At 55.4% G+C, this 14504-nt stretch carries 14 protein-coding genes; 4 read left to right on the top strand and 10 right to left on the bottom strand.

Annotation, left to right across the window (positions count from 1 at the left end; all coding sequences use genetic code 11):
• Positions 1 to 1039, bottom strand: a 1039-nt coding sequence (gene lolC / locus L977_RS10560; protein WP_047625712.1) for a lipoprotein-releasing ABC transporter permease subunit LolC, incomplete at its 3' end; no start/stop codon positions are given.
• A 258-nt stretch (positions 1040 to 1297) separates the two neighbouring features.
• On the opposite strand from lolC, the gene L977_RS10555 reads away from it, so the two are divergent.
• The 3 genes from L977_RS10555 to ldtC all read left to right on the top strand — a co-directional run bounded on the left by L977_RS10555 (position 1298) and on the right by ldtC (position 7081).
• Positions 1298 to 2371 carry an acyltransferase family protein gene (locus tag L977_RS10555; protein ID WP_047625711.1) on the top strand — a complete coding sequence of 358 codons (1074 nt, stop codon included), beginning with the start codon at positions 1298 to 1300 and terminating at the stop codon, positions 2369 to 2371.
• A gap of 149 nt (positions 2372 to 2520) precedes the next feature.
• Complete coding sequence (gene mfd / locus L977_RS10550) at positions 2521 to 5967, top strand: transcription-repair coupling factor (protein ID WP_047625710.1); 3447 nt, start codon at positions 2521 to 2523, stop codon at positions 5965 to 5967.
• A 148-nt stretch (positions 5968 to 6115) separates the two neighbouring features.
• Positions 6116 to 7081 (top strand): L,D-transpeptidase LdtC, encoded by a 966-nt coding sequence (gene ldtC, locus L977_RS10545; protein ID WP_014883402.1) that lies wholly within the window; start codon positions 6116 to 6118, stop codon positions 7079 to 7081.
• Between the two features lie 73 nt (positions 7082 to 7154).
• Here the strand turns inward: ldtC and bhsA are convergent, their stop codons facing one another.
• Positions 7155 to 7412, bottom strand: a complete 258-nt coding sequence (bhsA, locus tag L977_RS10540; protein WP_023332711.1) for a multiple stress resistance protein BhsA — start codon at positions 7410 to 7412, stop codon at positions 7155 to 7157.
• A 244-nt stretch (positions 7413 to 7656) separates the two neighbouring features.
• Here bhsA and comR point away from each other — a divergent pair, with 244 nt between their 5' ends.
• The gene (comR, locus tag L977_RS10535; RefSeq protein WP_014883400.1) at positions 7657 to 8292 is read left to right on the top strand and encodes a TetR family copper-responsive transcriptional repressor ComR; all 636 of its coding nucleotides are present in this window, start codon (positions 7657 to 7659) and stop codon (positions 8290 to 8292) included.
• A 59-nt stretch (positions 8293 to 8351) separates the two neighbouring features.
• Here the strand turns inward: comR and L977_RS10530 are convergent, their stop codons facing one another.
• The 8 genes from L977_RS10530 to hinT form a co-directional block, all read right to left on the bottom strand.
• Complete coding sequence (locus L977_RS10530) at positions 8352 to 8891, bottom strand: glycine zipper 2TM domain-containing protein (protein ID WP_008500779.1); 540 nt, start codon at positions 8889 to 8891, stop codon at positions 8352 to 8354.
• A gap of 193 nt (positions 8892 to 9084) precedes the next feature.
• Positions 9085 to 10389 carry an NAD(P)/FAD-dependent oxidoreductase gene (locus L977_RS10525; protein WP_047625709.1) on the bottom strand — a complete coding sequence of 435 codons (1305 nt, stop codon included), beginning with the start codon at positions 10387 to 10389 and terminating at the stop codon, positions 9085 to 9087.
• A gap of 237 nt (positions 10390 to 10626) precedes the next feature.
• Entirely contained in the window at positions 10627 to 11169 is a 543-nt protein-coding gene (gene ycfP, locus L977_RS10520; protein WP_045282234.1) for an alpha/beta hydrolase YcfP, read from the bottom strand.
• Between the two features lie 34 nt (positions 11170 to 11203).
• Complete coding sequence (gene nagZ / locus L977_RS10515; RefSeq protein WP_045282245.1) at positions 11204 to 12229, bottom strand: beta-N-acetylhexosaminidase; 1026 nt, start codon at positions 12227 to 12229, stop codon at positions 11204 to 11206.
• Positions 12230 to 12240: 11 nt separating this feature from the next.
• Positions 12241 to 13065: a thiamine kinase gene (thiK, locus tag L977_RS10510; protein ID WP_045282235.1), complete on the bottom strand. Its 825-nt coding sequence runs from the start codon at positions 13063 to 13065 to the stop codon at positions 12241 to 12243.
• On the bottom strand, positions 13046 to 13693 hold the full coding sequence (gene lpoB / locus L977_RS10505) for a penicillin-binding protein activator LpoB (RefSeq protein ID WP_014883395.1): 648 nt from the start codon (positions 13691 to 13693) through the stop codon (positions 13046 to 13048). The genes thiK and lpoB overlap by 20 nt, the downstream gene beginning before the upstream one ends.
• A 10-nt stretch (positions 13694 to 13703) precedes the next feature.
• Positions 13704 to 14078, bottom strand: coding sequence for a YcfL family protein (locus L977_RS10500; protein ID WP_023332707.1), 375 nt, complete (start codon positions 14076 to 14078; stop codon positions 13704 to 13706).
• A gap of 1 nt (position 14079) precedes the next feature.
• The gene (gene hinT / locus L977_RS10495) at positions 14080 to 14439 is read right to left on the bottom strand and encodes a purine nucleoside phosphoramidase (RefSeq protein WP_008500786.1); all 360 of its coding nucleotides are present in this window, start codon (positions 14437 to 14439) and stop codon (positions 14080 to 14082) included.
• Positions 14440 to 14504: the final 65 nt, after the last annotated feature.

Genomic DNA, 14504 nt, shown 5'->3' with positions numbered 1-14504 from the left:
TGATCGGCATTAAATTATTAAGCTGGCTGGCAAGCAATGCGCCGAGCCCCGCCCCCAGCAGCGCGCCGATAATCCCGGCGCTGGCACCCTGCACCATAAAGACCGCCATGATCTGGCGCGGCGTGAGCCCCTGGGTTTGCAGGATGGCGACCTCGCCCTGCTTTTCCATCACCATCAGACCCAGCGAAGTGATGATGTTAAAAGCGGCCACGGCCACGATCAGGCTCAACAGCAGCCCCATCATGTTTTTTTCCATACGCACGGCCTGGAACAGTTCGCCTTTACGTTCGCGCCAGTCCTGCCATTTGGTGCCGTCCGGCAGTTTTTGCTGGCTGAGGGTATCAACCTTCAGCGGCGCGTCGAGCCACAGGCGCCAGCCCGTGATGTTCCCTGCCGGGTAACGCATCAGGCGCGAAGCGTCCTGGATGTTAACCAGCATCTGATAACCATCGACTTCGCTGTTGGCGGCAAAAGTACCAATTACGTTAAACAGGCGCTGGCTTGGCAGGCGCCCCATCGGCGTAAACTGACTGGCAGAGGGCACCATCACACGCAGCTGGTCGCCACGGTTGACGCCAAGCTGGCCGGCAAGCTGCTCACCCAGAATAACGTTGTATTTTCCGGCGGCCAGATCGGTCTGCTTCACGTTAACCAGGTACGGGGTCAGCGGATCGTTTTGTGCCGGGTCAATACCCAGCATGACGCCGACCGCCACGCTGCGGGCGCTTTGCAGCACCACGTCGCCGGTTGTTAACGGCGCAACGCGCGTGACACCCTGTAACTTCGCCGCGCTTTCCGGCAGCTGTTGCGGGTTCAGCGAACCGTTGGTGGAGGAGAGAACGGCCTGCGGCATCAGCCCCAGGATGTTGTTTTGCAGCTCGCGCTCGAAGCCATTCATGACGGAAAGGACCGTCACCAGTGCCATCACGCCGAGCGTAATGCCAATAGTCGAAAGCCAGGAGACAAAGCGACCGAAGCGGTCCGCGGCGCGCCCACGCATGTAACGTAAGCCTATGAAGAGTGCGACAGGTTGATACATGAAATCCGTCTGTTTGCTGATAGCAGACCCACGAGTATATAAGCGAATCCGTTAAGCGTAAATGACTGAAACCGTAAGCTTTGGTAATCATTTTTCTGAAAAATTCAGATAAATCAGCGTGCTATTGTCTGAATCGTCGCCTCGCAACCTCCACCTTTTCCGAAAAACCTCCTGATACAGACTGTTACCCGTTACATCCCGGTTTCATTTCACAACAATTGCTCGTTCGTTTATGGCAATTTAAGGTAGTCGCGAACAATGAAGCAAAAAGCATTATGGATTAACCAGATAAAAGGGCTGTGTATCTGCCTGGTGGTTATCTATCATTCGGTCATCACCTTTTATCCGCACCTGAGCGGGCTGCAACACCCGCTATCCGGTCTTCTCGCGAAATGTTGGGTCTATTTTAATCTCTACCTCGCCCCATTCCGCATGCCGGTATTCTTCTTTATCTCCGGCTATCTGATCCGTCGTTATATCGATGAGGTGAACTGGCGAACCAGTCTCGACAAACGGATCTGGAGCATTGTCTGGGTTCTGGTGCTGTGGGGGATTCTGCAATGGCAGGCATTGACCCACCTGAATGCCTGGCTGGCGCCCGATCGTGAGCTTGCCACCTCCTCGAACGCGGCCTACGCCGATTCCCTCTCAGGATTTGTACGCGGTATGCTCACCGCCAGCACCAGCCTGTGGTATCTGTATGCTCTGGTCGTCTACTTCACGCTGTGTAAACTGCTGAGCCGCTGGAAGCTACCGGTGCTCGGGCTGCTGGCACTGGCGAGCGTCGCGATCAACTTCCTGCCGTTGCCGTGGTGGGGAATGAACAGCGTAGTACGCAACATGATCTACTACAGCCTCGGAGCGTGGTATGGCGCAGAGCTGATGGCGTGGATGAAAAGTTTCAACCTGCGCCGCACGTGGCTGGCGACAGGCGCGTTCGCCGCCGTCTCCGTGGTGCTGTGGTTTGCTAACGTTCCTCTCCTGCTTTCCCTGCTGTCGATTGTGTTGATCATGAAGCTTTTCTACAGTATTGAGCAGCGTTACGCCGTGCATCCCAACAATCTGCTGAACGTGATTGGCTCCAACACCATTGCGATCTATACCACCCACCGCATCCTCATTGAGGCCTTCAGCCTGTTCCTGATTGGCGAGATGAATGCCGCATACTGGCCGGTCTGGGCAGAGCTGGGCTTAATTCTGGTCTATCCGTTTGCCAGCCTGCTTATCTGCACCCTTGCCGGGCTCGGGGTGCGCAAACTCTCCACCGCGCTGTTTGGCGATCTTTTCTTCTCTCCTCCGTCAACGCTCTCCCTGTCACCGTCCACCCGCTAATGCCCTCTCCGCCCCCGTTTTGGGGGCGGAAAGTCACCCCGTGCGGTTACAATTTGCTTAAGTAAAACGATCGAGGATAATAAAGACATTGCGTATCAGTGATATGCCCCAATACTGTTGGTATATCCATAAGAGACTCTGACATAGCCATGCCTGAACACTATCGTTATTCCTTGCCTGTCAAAGCGGGCGACCAGCGCCAGTTGGGTGAACTTACGGGCGCGGCGTGCGCCACGCTGGTGGCAGAAATTGCTGAACGACACCCCGGCCCGGTGGTGCTTGTTGCCCCGGATATGCAAAATGCCCTGCGCCTGCACGACGAAATCCGCCAGTTCACCGATAGCCTGGTGTTCAGCCTGGCCGACTGGGAAACGCTGCCGTATGACAGCTTCTCTCCGCATCAGGAGATCATCTCCTCGCGCCTGTCGACGCTCTACCAGTTGCCGACCATGCAGCGCGGTGTGCTGATTGTGCCGGTGAATACCCTGATGCAGCGCGTCTGTCCGCACAGCTATCTGCATGGTCATGCGCTGGTGATGAAAAAAGGCCAGCGCCTGTCCCGTGATGCCCTGCGCGAGCAGCTTGACGGTGCCGGCTATCGCCATGTCGATCAGGTGATGGAGCACGGGGAATACGCAACCCGTGGCGCACTGCTTGACCTGTATCCTATGGGCAGCGACCAGCCGTATCGTCTCGATTTCTTCGATGATGAAATCGACAGCCTGCGCGTGTTCGACGCCGACACCCAGCGCACGCTGGAGGAAGTAGAGTCCATTAACTTACTGCCCGCACATGAATTCCCGACGGACAAAACTGCCATCGAACTGTTCCGCAGCCAGTGGCGCGATAAGTTCGACGTGAAGCGTGATGCCGAGCATATCTATCAGCAGGTTAGCAAAGGCACGCTCCCGGCCGGGATCGAATACTGGCAGCCGTTGTTCTTTAACGAGCCGCTGCCTGCCCTGTTCAGCTACTTCCCGGCAAATACGCTGATTGTGAACACCGGCGATATCGACGCCAGCGCCAGCCGTTTCGAAAGCGAAACCCGCGCCCGCTTCGAAAACCGGGGCGTTGACCCGATGCGTCCGCTGCTGCCGCCGGAAGCGCTGTGGCTGCGTACCGACGAACTCAATGCGGAGCTGAAGCGCTGGCCGCGGATCCAGCTCAAAACCGATTCGCTTGCCGATAAGGCCGCCAACACCAACCTCGCCTTCCGGACGCTGCCGGACCTGGCCGTTCAGGCGCAGCAGAAATCGCCGCTGGATAATCTGCGTAAGTTCCTGGAGTCCTTTACCGGCCCGGTGGTGTTCTCCGTTGAGAGTGAAGGCCGCCGCGAAGCACTCGGCGAGCTGCTGGGGCGAATAAAAGTTGCGCCGAAACGCATTCAGCGCCTGAGCGACGCGGCCGGAAACGGCCGTTATCTGATGATTGGTGCCGCCGAACACGGGTTTATTGATACGCTCAACAACCTGGCGCTGATTTGCGAAAGCGATCTGCTGGGTGAGCGCGTCGCGCGGCGCCGTCAGGACAGCCGTCGAACCATTAACCCGGACACGCTGATCCGTAACCTGGCCGAGCTGCATCCGGGCCAGCCCATTGTTCACCTGGAGCATGGCGTTGGGCGCTATCAGGGAATGACCACGCTGGAAGCCGGCGGCATCAAAGGTGAATATCTGATGCTGACCTACGCCAACGACGCCAAACTGTATGTTCCGGTGTCATCCCTGCATCTGATCAGCCGATACGCAGGTGGCGCGGAGGATAACGCCCCGCTGCACAAACTGGGCGGCGATGCCTGGGCTCGCGCGCGCCAGAAAGCGGCGGAGAAAGTACGCGACGTGGCGGCCGAGCTGCTGGATATCTACGCCCAGCGCGCGGCCAAAGAGGGCTTCGCCTTTAAGCATGATAAAGAGCAGTACCAGATGTTCTGCGACAGCTTCCCGTTTGAAACCACGCCGGACCAGGCCCAGGCCATCAACGCCGTACTGAGCGACATGTGCCAGCCGCTGGCGATGGACCGCTTAGTCTGCGGCGACGTCGGCTTCGGCAAAACCGAAGTGGCGATGCGCGCCGCCTTCCTGGCGGTTGAAAACAACAAGCAGGTGGCGGTGCTGGTGCCGACCACCCTGCTCGCCCAGCAGCACTTCGACAACTTCCGCGACCGTTTCGCCAACTGGCCGGTGCGCATTGAGATGCTGTCACGTTTTCGCAGCGCCAAAGAGCAGACGCAGATCCTCGAACAGGCAAGCGAAGGCAAAATCGATATTCTGATAGGTACGCACAAGCTGCTGCAAAGCGACGTGAAGTGGAAAGATTTGGGGCTGCTGATCGTCGACGAAGAGCACCGCTTCGGGGTGCGTCACAAAGAGCGGATCAAAGCGATGCGCGCCGACGTCGATATTCTGACCCTGACCGCAACGCCAATTCCGCGTACGCTGAACATGGCGATGAGCGGCATGCGCGATCTGTCGATTATCGCCACACCACCGGCGCGTCGTCTGGCGGTGAAAACCTTTGTCCGCGAGTACGATAATCTGGTGGTACGCGAGGCGATCCTGCGTGAGGTACTGCGCGGGGGCCAGGTTTATTATCTTTATAACGACGTTGAAAATATCCAGAAAGCCGCGGACAGGCTGGCCGAGCTGGTACCGGAAGCGCGTATTGCCATCGGCCACGGGCAGATGCGCGAGCGCGAGCTGGAGCGGGTGATGAACGACTTCCACCACCAGCGCTTTAACGTACTGGTGTGTACCACCATCATTGAGACCGGCATTGATATCCCGACGGCGAATACCATCATTATTGAGCGTGCGGATCACTTTGGTCTGGCGCAGCTTCATCAGCTGCGCGGTCGCGTCGGCCGTTCGCATCATCAGGCTTACGCTTGGCTGTTGACCCCGCATCCGAAAGCGATGACCACCGACGCGCAAAAGCGTCTGGAAGCCATCGCCTCGCTGGAAGACCTCGGTGCAGGCTTTGCGCTGGCCACGCACGATCTTGAGATCCGTGGTGCCGGCGAACTGCTGGGCGAGGATCAGAGCGGCTCCATGGAAACCATCGGCTTCTCGCTCTATATGGAGCTGCTGGAAAACGCGGTTGATGCCCTGAAGGCCGGACGCGAGCCGTCGCTGGAAGATCTCACCAGCCAGCAGACCGAGGTCGAGTTGCGTATGCCGTCCCTGCTGCCGGATGATTTCATTCCTGATGTGAATACCCGCCTGTCATTCTACAAACGCATTGCCAGCGCGAAGAATGAAAATGAGCTGGAAGAGATCAAAGTGGAACTGATTGACCGCTTTGGCCTGCTGCCCGATGCGGCGAGAAATCTGCTGGATATCGCGCGGCTGCGCCAGCAGGCGCAGAAGCTGGGGATCCGCAAACTTGAAGGTAATGAAAAAGGCGGCGTCATTGAATTCGCCGAGAAGAACCACGTCAACCCGATGTGGCTGATTGGCCTGCTGCAAAAACAGCCGCAGTATTTCCGCCTGGATGGGCCAACCCGTCTGAAATTTACCCAGGAGCTGGCGGATCGCAAAACCCGTATGGACTGGGTGCGTAACTTTATGCGGCAGCTCGAAGAGAACGCGGTCGAGTAATCTGACCTCCCCCCGTTAGCCAGTGCTGCCGGGGGGACAATTTACAAACTCTTTGCACTTCACCCGATCTTCCCGACACACCCTTTCGCCATAATTATCATTAACACCTTATAAAACAATAACCTTATCATTTATATGGATTATGGTGATGATGACCTCTTCGCGTTTTACCCGCTGGATAACCCTGTTTACGCTGGCTGCCGCCGTCGCGGTTGCACTTCCCGCTCGCGCAAACACCTGGCCTCTTCCACCGCCTGGCAGCAAGCTGGTCGGGGAAAACCGCTTTCATGTGGTTGAAAATAATGGCGGTTCACTGGAAGCGATTGCCAAAAAATATAACGTCGGTTTTCTGGCTCTGCTGCAGGCGAACCCCGGCGTCGATCCGTATGTCCCGCGAGCGGGCAGCGTACTGACGATCCCGTTACAAACTCTCCTGCCGGATGCCCCGCGCGAGGGGATCGTCATAAACCTGGCTGAGTTACGTCTTTATTATTATCCGCCGGGTAAAAATGAAGTGACCGTCTACCCTATCGGTATCGGTCAACTGGGCGGCGACACCCTGACACCGACGATGGTGACGACCGTCTCGGATAAACGGGCGAATCCAACCTGGACGCCAACGGCCAACATTCGCGCCCGTTATAAAGCCCAGGGCATCGATCTTCCCGCGGTTGTTCCGGCTGGCCCGGATAACCCTATGGGGCACCACGCGATCCGCCTGGCGGCATACGGTGGGGTTTACCTGCTGCACGGAACGAATGCCGACTTTGGCATCGGCATGCGCGTCAGCTCCGGCTGTATTCGTCTGCGCGATGACGATATCAAAACGCTGTTCAACGTCGTTACGCCGGGGACTAAAGTGAATATTATCAACACACCGATTAAAGTCTCTGAGGAGCCGGGCGGCGTACGGCTGGTCGAAATTCACCAGCCGCTTTCAAAAAATATCGGCGACGATCCGCAGACGTTACCCATTAACCTGAATGCTGCGATGGTGAGCTTTAAAACGAATGCGAATACCGAGAGCCAGGTGATGGAACGTGCGATGGAGGCCCGGTCAGGCATGCCGACCGATGTCACCCGGCATCACGATATCGTTCAGCAGTCGATGTAAAACAGAACGTAAAACGCCCTGCTTAGCAGGGCGTTTTTTATTGCAGTGGCATAAATGAGGGTTTATGCCCGGCTTATTTGTAGATGACAGCCGTGCCGTGCAGCGTGTTAGGACCGGTCACAGAGGTGATGCGGTAGGATTTTGCACCCATTGCTTCCGCTTTTTGTGCCAGCTGATCTTCCAGTGAACCCAGGTTAGTCCCGGCAGACGCAGAGATCGTCCCGACTTTATGCTGATCGGCTGGCGTTGACTGAACTTGTACAGCAGCAAAGCTTGCGAAAGAAAGTGAACTCAGTACGGCTGCAGCGATGAGGGTTTTTACGTTTTTCATGATGTTTACCTTTGGCAGATGAATTTGGAGGTCGTTAGCGATTTAGTTAACGATCGATAGGTAAATCATAAATGTGATCCAGCTCACGCGTCAACATAATTTTATAACGAGCATTAATTAATTTTTAAAGTCTTTAATTTTCATACATATATGATTAATTTATTTTTAAGCATTCTGCACTGGTGATGGGTTGCGTTTATTTTTATAATGGTTATTCAACAAATCAACAGAGGACCAACGGCAAATGACAACCGACGTCACGAGTTGTGCGAAGAAAAGCCGTGGCCGACCAAAAGTGTTTGACAGGGATGCAGCGCTTGATAAGGCCATGACTCTCTTCTGGCAACATGGGTATGAAGCGACCTCGCTTTCCGATCTGGTAGAAGCCACCGGTGCCAAAGCACCGACGCTCTATGCTGAATTTACCAACAAAGAGGGGCTGTTCAGGGCAGTGCTGGACCGATACATTTCGCGCTTTGCAGCGAAACACGAAGCCCAGCTGTTTTGTGAAGAGAAAAGCGTTGAACAGGCGCTACGGGATTACTTCACCGCCGTTGCCACCTGCTTCACCAGTAAAGATACGCCCGCGGGCTGCTTTATGATTAACACCTCCGCCACCCTGGCGGCAGCGTCGAAAGAGATCGCCAATACGGTGAAATCGCGTCATGCCATGCAGGAAGAGACGCTCAGCGCATTTCTGGCTCAACGCCAGCAGCGCGGTGAAATTCCCGCGCATTGTCAGCCGCAGATGCTGGCGCAGTACCTGAGCTGTATTTTGCAGGGTATGTCGATCAGCGCGCGTGAAGGCGCGACGCTGGAAAAACTGCAGAATATAACCGAAACCACACTACGCTTGTGGCCTGAACTCCTCAAAATTTGAGGTAAAAAAAAGCTCCTCAGCCTGAGCGCTTGAGGAGCTAAGTTCAGAGAACATCTTTTTTACACTTTGTTATTCAGTACCAGCTGGCCATTTCCATCCAGTGGGATTTGCGTTCCTGGGTCTTTATCCATACGGATTTTGCCCTGCTGATCGCCAATTTTGTAGGTCACGTCATAACCCAGCATTTTCTCCGACTTGTCATAGACGGTTTTACAACGCTGCTGAGTCGTGGTGTAAGTATCGTTATCCTGCATCGCACCCTGCACCTGGTTGCCGGCATAGCCGCCACCCAGCGCACCAACGACGGTCGCGACATCTTTACCCCGGCCACCGCCAAACTGGTGACCAATTACCCCACCCGCTACCGCACCCAGAACAGAGCCGGCAATACGGTTTTCATCCTGTACCGGACGACGGTGGGTCACGGAGACGTTACGGCACTCCTGACGAGGGGTTTTTACGGTTTCTTTAATGGGAGTAGCAGAAACCACCTGCGCATACTGCGGGCCGCGATCTAATACGTTGAGACTGGCAACAGCAGCCACACCTAACGCCGCTGCGACACCAATCCCTATACCCGCCAACATAGATTTATTCACGGGACTTCCTCCTTTGTTGCTATTGGTAACAATTTTGCAATGAAGCCACGGCTTCGCCAATAAGACAAAGGATCAAAAAGTGGACACTGGAGAGGGATATATCATGTTTAGGAGAACTCTTAAGCACCTAATCCATGACGGGCAGCATGATATGCTAAAAACTCCCTCCGGAGGGCCCGGAGGGAGTGAAAGATTAGTGGAGTTTAAGACGCGGACGGATGACGCGGTTGATTCTGCCCACCAGCATCATCAGACCCGTTTTGAAGTAGCCGTGCAGTGCGATCTGGTGCATACGGTACAGTGAAATATAGACAAAGCGTGCTATGCGCCCTTCTACCATCATCGAGCCACGCATCAGGTTACCCATCAGGCTACCGACGGTAGAGAAGTTGGACAGCGATACCAGAGAGCCGTGGTCTTTATAGACATACGTCTTCATCGGTTTGCCTTTGTACTGCGCCAGAATATTATGCAGCACCAGGCTTGCCATCTGGTGCGCAGCCTGAGCACGCGGCGGCACGAAGCCACCTTCAGGGCGCGCGCAGGAAGCACAGTCGCCAATCGCAAAGATTTCCGGGTCGCGCGTGGTTTGCAGCGTTGGCTCCGTCACCAGCTGGTTAATGCGGTTCGTTTCCAGACCACCGATATCTTTCATAAAATCAGGCGCTTTGATACCTGCCGCCCAGACCATCAGATCCGCTTTGATGTACTCGCCGTCTTTGGTGTGCAGACCGCCTTCGTCGGCGCTGGTCACCATCGTCTGTGTCAGCACCCGCACACCCAGTTTGGTGAGTTCATTGTGCGCCGCACCGGAGATACGCGGAGGCAGCGCCGGGAGGATGCGTTCACCGGCTTCGACCAGCGTGACGTTTAGCGCGTCGTTTGTTAACCCTTTATAGCCGTAGCTGTGCAGCTGTTTCACCGCATTGTGCAGCTCAGCAGAGAGCTCTACCCCCGTTGCCCCGCCGCCGACAATTGCAATGTTAACCTTGCCATTCGCACCCATGTTATTGGTGTACTTCAGGAACAGGTTCAGCATCTCCTGATGGAAACGACGTGCCTGGTGCGGGTTATCAAGGAAGATACAGTGCTCTTTCACGCCCGGCGTGTTGAAATCGTTAGAGGTACTGCCCAGCGCCATTACCAGCGTGTCATACGCCAGTTTGCGTTCAGGAACCAGCAGCTCGCCTTTTTCATCACGCAGCTCTGCCAGGGTGATGGTTTTGCTTTCACGGTTGATATCCACCACGGAACCCAGCAGGAACTGGAAATGGTGATTGCGTGCGTGCGCCAGATAGCTCAGCGCGTCCACGCCCTCATCCAGCGATCCGGTCGCCACTTCGTGCAGCAACGGTTTCCACAGGTGACTGTGGTTACGATCCACCAGCGTGATTTTGGCTTTTTTACCGCGACCCAGCTTCTTACCCAATTGTGTGGCCAGCTCCAGCCCGCCAGCACCACCGCCTACAATCACTATCTTTTTCAATGGCGTAGTCAACGTGACCCCCTCAAATTATTAACCAATTGTTAATTAAAAGTTATAAAAATAACCCTTAATTAACAACAGGTTACAGCACTGAAACCATTCAGGTGAATTGAGAATACCACGTCAGGCGCATTGGTCATACCAAAATTGATATGCATCAAGTTTTGATGGCTTAAAAGTAGACAATTCTGGACAAAAAGAAACCCGGTACGCATTAGCGACCGGGTTCCGGAGGTGACTGACTGTGACTTAGCCCAGCGTTTTAAAGGCTTTTATGCGCTGCAGATGTGGGGAGATGTTCTTGAACTTATGGGTCTGTTCTTCATCCCAGACAATCTCATAGTAATGATGCAGAAGCTCCGCAGCCCGTTGGCTGTTGAGCGCCTCATCATTACGCGAAAGGATCACCAGACACCGGTCGCGGTTTTTATCGCGAAAATTACTGACGCACTTGGTGGCAATATCGACGTACTCTTCCGGGCGGTCAATTTTGCCTTCCATGTTCTCATTCGGGAAAAGGTTAGGATTAAATACAACCTGGCGAATGTCGCACAGAAAACCAATCCGCTCTGCCCAGTAGCCACCCAGGCCCACGCCGCAAATCAGCGGGCGATCGTCGATATTAAGCTGCAGCATCTTGTCCACTTCTTTGAGCAGATGCTGCATATCATGCTTCGGATGGCGCGTGCTGTAGCTGATCAACCGGACATCGGGATCGATAAACTGCAGCTGCAACACCTTCTCATGATTACCTGGACTGTTTGAGTCAAAACCGTGTAAATAGATGATCATTGTCTTCTCACCATGCTACGCCTTCCGGGAGGGATTACAGGCTGGCTTTGTGCGCCTGCCAGCGCTCATTCAGGTCTTCAAGCCGGGCGTTGACCGTCTTCCAGCGCGCCGAATCCATCAGATCCTGACGGCTAAATGAACCTTTATGATACAATTGTGTAACACGCTCTGCATTGATCGGCGACAGGTTATCCAGCACGCTAACAGCCCCTTTACGATTATTGCAGACCAGGATCATATCGCAACCTGCGTCCAGCGACGCCTGACCGCGTTCTGCATAGCTGCCCATAATTGCCGCCCCTTCCATCGACAAATCGTCGGAGAAAATCACGCCATTGAAACCCAGCTCCTGGCGCAATACGGTTTTCAGCCAGTGCGGAGAGCCACTGGCCGGCCGCGGGTCGACGTCGCTGTAAATCACGTGGGCAGGCATGATAGCGTCAAGTTTGTTATCGGTGATAAGTGAACGGAACACCGACATATCTTTGGCACGAATTTCCGCTTCCGGGCGCGGATCGCGCGGGGTCTCTTTGTGGGAATCCGCCGTCACGGCCCCGTGGCCCGGGAAGTGTTTGCCGGTGGTTTTCATACCTGCATCGTGCATCCCGTCGATAAATCGGGTCGCCATTGCCAGCGCAATACGCGGATCTTCATGGTATGAGCGCTCGCCAATCGCGGCGCTGATATGGCCCACATCAAGTACCGGGGCAAAACTGATATCGATATCCATGGCTATCATCTCGCAGGCCATCAGCCAGCCCGCTTCCTGCGCCAGTTTGCCCCCCTCTTCCGTACCGAGCAGCGCGGCAAAAGACTGGGCAGCCGGCAAACGGGTAAAACCGTCGCGAAAACGCTGCACGCGTCCACCTTCCTGATCGACGGCCACCACCAGATGATTGCGCGATGCCGCGCGGATCTGACGCACCAGTTCACGCAACTGCGCCGGATCGTGATAGTTGCGGGTAAACAGGATCAGGCCGCCAACCAGCGGATGCGCCAGAATGTCACGCTCCTCCGCATCCAGCTCAAACCCTTCAACATTCAACATGACTGGACCCACACTCACCTCTCTTATCCTTTCGTTTGTAACTGACGCCAGGCATCGTTTGCCAGCGCAATAAATTGTTTTTCTCTGGACTGCTGAAGGCGCATTTCAAACCAGCCCGCCATCAGCATAATGACCCAGGGTCGCCAGCGTCTCACCTGACGAGCCAGCGCGTCGGCGTCAATATGCGCTACTCTGGCATACTCTCTGATGAGCGTCAGCCGCGCGGCGTCACTTTCCGTCCAGACCGCGGCCAACTCCAGCGCCACATCGCCGTCTCCGGCATATTCCCAGTCAATAAGTCTGGCTCCTCCTGACGTATGCACAATGTTCCCGGCGTGCACATCCATATGTAACGGTGAGAGCCGAATCGGTTGCGGCTCGCCCGCTTTACGCAGCCGTTTGAGATGCGCAAGCCAGACTGGGGTACGTCTTTTCGGGGAGGCTTGCTGCCAGTAGTGCTCAAGCAGCGGAAGTAACGCGATTCGCCACCCCAGACGCTGTTGCTGGTGCAGATGATACAGCATCGCCGCGAGCTCCGGGGTGTCCGGCAGCGCGCTTTTCACCTCGCCCTCAAGATAGTCGACGGCCATCCAGCCCTGTCGGAAAAAACGGGGTTCCGGCACGAGATCCGACGGAAGACGTCTGAGGGCACGAAACTGACGACGAAAATGGAAAGCGGGCGCGAAGGGATCGTGATTATGCCGTAAGACCAGACGGTGCGCACCCTGCTCCAGAATACAACTCGCGCCGCCAAGCCCGGAGTGGGCCTGCGGCGCGATAAGGCGGTACTGCGGAAAATAGCGCGTCAGGATCGCATCACGCGTGCTGTCATTGTTGCGTAACCGCACCTTTACCTGACCAGATAATTTCGCCTGTCTGAACCAGCATCAGCTGCATCTGCAGGGCTGGGGTATTCACGTTGCCGGTCGCATTAGAGTACAGCACATACTGGGCGCCAACGTTGCGGGCAATCCCAATCGCCTTGCTGCGGGTGCCGAGGCTATCCTGCGGCGACAGGCCGAGTTGCTGTTTGGCCACCGCAAGCTGCTGAGCAGAGACCAGCGTAAACTTGCCGTTGTTCGCCAGGGCATTGCGCAGGGTTTCCGTCGCTTCGCCCGCGTTCAGCGAACCGTTAGTACGGTTGTTAACGCTGTCGACCAGCAGCACGCCGCCTGCCGTCACGCCCTGTGCCTGCAGCATTTTACCGACCATCGGTTGCATTGCACCGTTCCAGTCATAATGGCGCACGCGCGGCGTAGGCTGTGACGTCTGGTCCGGGTGCTCAATTGGACCAGGCTGTGACGGAATGGACGGTACAGACGGCACGGTTGGCTGTGGCTCCGTTGGCGTTGTCGGCTGCTCAGTACCCGGTTTAGCCTCTTCTACAGGTGCAGGCTGTTCAGTACGGGTCACACACCCTGCCAGAAACAGAGCGAAAGCTGTCACGAGAGCATAACGGCTCAAATTTTTAATCAAAGTTCACCCCTTACAGATAAAGATAAAGTCTTACCTTATGTGCACCCAAATAGCTGGCGCTGTCATAGATCGTTACCGACGACCTCGCCGGAAGGGTGACGCTGCGCGGCGCCTCCAGCGGATGCATTTCAAGACCTCTTACGTCATACCAGAAAAAACGGTAGTGGACCGTCACGGGTTCATTTCGTTCGTTAAAGAGCGCAGAGGAGGCTGAAGACTTAATTTCACTGACGGTTAACGCGGGCTGTTGCGCCGTAATACCCGCCGCCAGCACGGAGGACTCCATCACCAGCGTCTGTTCATCGCTCACGGGGATCGCCGGGCGCGTGCTGCATCCCACAATCATCATCGTCATTACCAGCGCTGCAATACGCCCTTTAAACATGTCAAAGACCTTTGTGTGCCAGCATCGGCCCCAGAGGACGTCCACCCAGCAGATGCATGTGAATATGATAAACTTCCTGGCCGCCATGACGATTACAGTTCATGATCAGACGGTAACCGTCTTCCGCTATGCCTTCCTGCTCGGCAATTTTCGCCGCCACCGTCAGCATACGACCTAACGCCACTTCGTGCTCGGTTTTTACGTCATTTACGGTCGGAATCAGAATATTGGGAATGATAAGGACGTGCGTGGGTGCCTGGGGGGAAATGTCCCGGAAAGCCGTCACCAGTTCATCCTGATAGACGATATCCGAGGGGATTTCGCGACGGATAATTTTACTGAAAATCGTTTCTTCAGCCATGACCTTTTCCTTTTTTGTTAAATCTGGCGGGGTGCGTCCGCTGATAACACACTCTCGGGAAGACT

The organism is Enterobacter sp. ZOR0014, assembly GCF_000798855.1.
GTDB lineage: Bacteria > Pseudomonadota > Gammaproteobacteria > Enterobacterales > Enterobacteriaceae > Enterobacter > Enterobacter kobei.
The sequence above is the reverse complement of the archived record's forward strand: the minus strand, read 5'-3'. Positions and strand labels throughout refer to the sequence as shown.

Bases quoted from the DNA above. Each gene is read 5' to 3' on its own strand.
- L977_RS10555 (WP_047625711.1), top strand. From the start codon at position 1,298: ATGAAGCAAAAAGCATTATGGATTAACCAGATAAAAGGGCTGTGTATC.
- mfd (WP_047625710.1), top strand. From the start codon at position 2,521: ATGCCTGAACACTATCGTTATTCCTTGCCTGTCAAAGCGGGCGACCAG.
- ldtC (WP_014883402.1), top strand. From the start codon at position 6,116: ATGATGACCTCTTCGCGTTTTACCCGCTGGATAACCCTGTTTACGCTG.
- bhsA (WP_023332711.1), bottom strand. From the start codon at position 7,412: ATGAAAAACGTAAAAACCCTCATCGCTGCAGCCGTACTGAGTTCACTT.
- comR (WP_014883400.1), top strand. From the start codon at position 7,657: ATGACAACCGACGTCACGAGTTGTGCGAAGAAAAGCCGTGGCCGACCA.
- ycfP (WP_045282234.1), bottom strand. From the start codon at position 11,169: ATGATCATCTATTTACACGGTTTTGACTCAAACAGTCCAGGTAATCAT.
- L977_RS10500 (WP_023332707.1), bottom strand. From the start codon at position 14,078: ATGTTTAAAGGGCGTATTGCAGCGCTGGTAATGACGATGATGATTGTG.
- hinT (WP_008500786.1), bottom strand. From the start codon at position 14,439: ATGGCTGAAGAAACGATTTTCAGTAAAATTATCCGTCGCGAAATCCCC.